This is a genomic window from Rhodopirellula maiorica SM1, from assembly GCF_000346295.1.
Taxonomy (GTDB): Bacteria; Planctomycetota; Planctomycetia; order Pirellulales; family Pirellulaceae; genus Novipirellula; species Novipirellula maiorica.
Map to the genome: position 1 here is coordinate 1 of NZ_ANOG01000447.1, position 2,967 is coordinate 2,967.

Annotated in this window: 5 protein-coding genes; all 5 read left to right on the forward strand. The window is 54.9% G+C overall.

Annotated features, from left to right (window positions below; all coding sequences use genetic code 11):
• Nucleotides 1-221: 221 nt before the first annotated feature.
• Complete coding sequence (locus tag RMSM_RS14205) at nucleotides 222-518, forward strand: BMC domain-containing protein (RefSeq protein ID WP_008697221.1); 297 nt, start codon at nucleotides 222-224, stop codon at nucleotides 516-518.
• A gap of 88 nt (nucleotides 519-606) precedes the next feature.
• On the forward strand, nucleotides 607-876 hold the full coding sequence (locus RMSM_RS14210; protein ID WP_008697224.1) for a BMC domain-containing protein: 270 nt from the start codon (nucleotides 607-609) through the stop codon (nucleotides 874-876).
• A gap of 95 nt (nucleotides 877-971) precedes the next feature.
• Entirely contained in the window at nucleotides 972-2,159 is a 1,188-nt protein-coding gene (locus tag RMSM_RS14215) for an acetate/propionate family kinase (RefSeq protein ID WP_040766623.1), read from the forward strand.
• Between the two features lie 23 nt (nucleotides 2,160-2,182).
• Nucleotides 2,183-2,494 (forward strand): EutN/CcmL family microcompartment protein, encoded by a 312-nt coding sequence (locus RMSM_RS14220; RefSeq protein WP_008697228.1) that lies wholly within the window; start codon nucleotides 2,183-2,185, stop codon nucleotides 2,492-2,494.
• Nucleotides 2,495-2,566: 72 nt separating this feature from the next.
• Nucleotides 2,567-2,884 (forward strand): aldehyde dehydrogenase family protein, encoded by a 318-nt coding sequence (locus RMSM_RS14225; protein ID WP_008697230.1) that lies wholly within the window; start codon nucleotides 2,567-2,569, stop codon nucleotides 2,882-2,884.
• The last annotated feature ends 83 nt before the right edge of the window (nucleotides 2,885-2,967 follow it).

Here is a 2,967-nt window from a genome sequence, read left to right on the forward strand (position 1 = left end):
GTGCAATCTCGATGGAGCCAGCGAAGTGTTGCTTCGCAAAGACGATTGTGCCTGCAAAAACCACTAGATAAGACGTTAGACAGGCCTTTGGCAACGAGCGAAACTCCTCAGCAGTATCGTCGTTCCGAAACGGCCCTCAAAAGCCTTGGCGACTTTCGCTACGGCAAACAAAACTCCCTATCCAATTCAGTTAGTTCCTCTCCTCCTAAGGTAATACTCCTATGGCAAAAGTTAGTGAAGCGCTCGGCATGATCGAGACGAAGGGCTTTATCGCTCTGATGGAAGCATGCGACGCGATGATGAAGGCTGCCAATGTTCAGTTCCTCGGTTGGGACAAAGTCGGCAGCGGTTTGGTCAGTGCTTTCGTCACCGGTGACGTTGCTGCAGTTAAAGCAGCCACTGACGCCGGAGCCGCTGCGGCAGGCCGTATCGGTGAAGTTGTCAGCGTGCAAGTGATTCCACGTCCTCACGACGACTTGGGCAAAATTCTGAAAGTTTCGGCGCCAGCGAAGAAGTAGTTGATGCTTTTTCGGGCAAGGGTTTCATGCCCTGCCGGTCCTCTCTCACTTCAAAAAAATCCAATCCAAAATTTAAGAAATCCAGAACATGAACGATGCAATCGGTTTGATTGAAACTAAAGGTTTGTTGCCCCTGATCGAAGCCACCGACGCAATGGCCAAGGCCGCCAACGTGGCGATTGTCAAGCGAGTCGACATCGGCGGTGCCTATGTCACGACCGTTGTCAGCGGTGACGTCGGCAGCGTCCGTGCGGCCGTCGAAGCGGGTGCAAATGCTGCGGCTCAAGTCGGCGAACTCGTCGGCAGCCACATCATCCCGCGACCTAGCGAAGGTTTGTCCGCGGCTTTTTTGTCGTAGAGTCGGATTCAAAACCCGAGTTTGAATCCGCATCGACGGGCGGTCTGTCGATGCAGCGAATGGAATCCTTGTCTCCTACCCACGAAGAGCCTGCAGTGCTAGTTCTCGTAGCCAACCTTGGTTCGACCAGTTTCAAGTATCGCTTATACGATATGTCCGACGAGCGTTGTTTAGCGCGTGGTGCGGTCGATCGCATTGGGGATACCGAGAGCAAGTGTACGGTGTCGATCGGCGATTGGTCCGACGAACGTACGATGTCGGTACCCGATCATGGGGTTGCCGTGGAAGCTTGTTTGGCTCAATTGACGGATCCCGAGCACGGTGTGCTGAAGGATGCGTCGGAGGTGGCGGCGATTGGATTCAAGGCGGTTCATGGTGGCCGAATGTCAGGCGTATTCCGCGTGAATGCGGAAGTGCTTGATGCGATGGCCGAAATGAATGCGGCCGCTCCGGCACACAACCCGCCCTACATTGCCGCGATGAAGGCGATGCAGCAGCGGTTTGCCGATCTGCCATTGGTGGCGGCATTCGAAACGAACTTTCACCAAACGATCCCAGCGGCTCGCAAGGAATACGCAATTCCTCGCGATTGGGCCGACGAATTTCATATTCGCAAATGGGGATTTCATGGTGCAAGCCACCGCTATATCGCCACGCGAAGTGCCGAGCTTCTCGGCCGCGATGACGCTCGTGTGATCTCGTGTCACTTGGGCGGCAGTAGCTCGATTACCGCGATCCGGAATCGACAAAGTGTGATGACGACGATGGGAATGACGCCACAAACGGGGTTGCCGCAAAACAACCGCGTCGGTGATTTCGATCCGTTTGCGTTGCCACTGATTTTGCAGCGGACAGGAATGACGCTCGACGAGGTACTGGCTCATTTGGCGAGCCAAGGCGGTTTGTTGGGGTTGAGTGGACGCAGCGGAGATATCCGCGACGTCGAAGAAGCGGCAGCCGATGGCGATGCCGGTTCACAATTGGCTCTGGATGTCTATGTCGAAGAAATTCGTCGGCATCTCGGTGGCATGATCGTGGCACTCGGCGGTGTCGACGCGATCGTGTTTACCGCTGGCATCGGCGAGAACGATGATCTGATTCGTGGACGTGTGTGCGACGGGCTCGAAGAATTGGGCATTGTCGTGGACACCGCAGCGAACCAATCGCTCAAAGGCGAAGCGACGTTTCATGCCGACGACAGCCGGACGGCGTTATGGGTGATCCCCACCAACGAAGAGATCATTGTGGCTCGTCAAACTGTATCCGTGTTGCAACAAGCGTAGGCAAATAGGAACTTCCCCCAAACATGTTTATCGCAAAAGTAACCGGATCGGTCGTCAGTACTCAGAAAGTGAGTTCGATGACGGGTCACAAATTATTGGTCGTCGAGCCTTATCGGCTCGAAGGCGAAAAACGTGATTCGCTGGTCACGACCGGGCGAACGTTTATTTCCGTGGACACGATCGGGGCAGGCGAAGGCGATTTTGTGTTGGTGGTGCAAGGCAGCAGTGCACGATTGACGCCGGAAACCAAACCGCTGCCGATCGATGCCTGCATCATCGGTATCGTTGATACCGTTCACATCGATAAACAAAGCGTCTACGACCGAGACAAGTAGTCGCTTCGGAGCCGTCCCCTCCTCCCCACACAACGACGTACAAAACGCAGATCTTAACGAGAAACCTAAACTATGCATTTCGACGAAAACCTGATTCGCAGCGTGGTCGCCCAAGTCTTGTCCGAAGTTGGACCGATGCCGGCCGCTTCCAATGGTAAACCCGCAGGCGGCCAGAACGGCGTTTTCTATGATGCCGCATCCGCAGTGACCGCGGCGCGTCGTGCATTTGAACAACTTCGCGAGCGGACGCTCGAAGATCGTAAAAAGATCATCGATATCATCCGCCGTATCTCGATCGAGCAATGCGAAGAGCTCGGTTTGATGGAGATGGAAGAGACCAAGGTCGGACGTCCCGAGCATAAGATTGAAAAAGCTGCGTACGCTCGGTGAGTTGTCGCCGGGCGTCGAGTTCTTGGAAACAAGTGCTTTAGCGTGACCACGGTTTGCGATCATCGAACGAGCACCATTCGGCG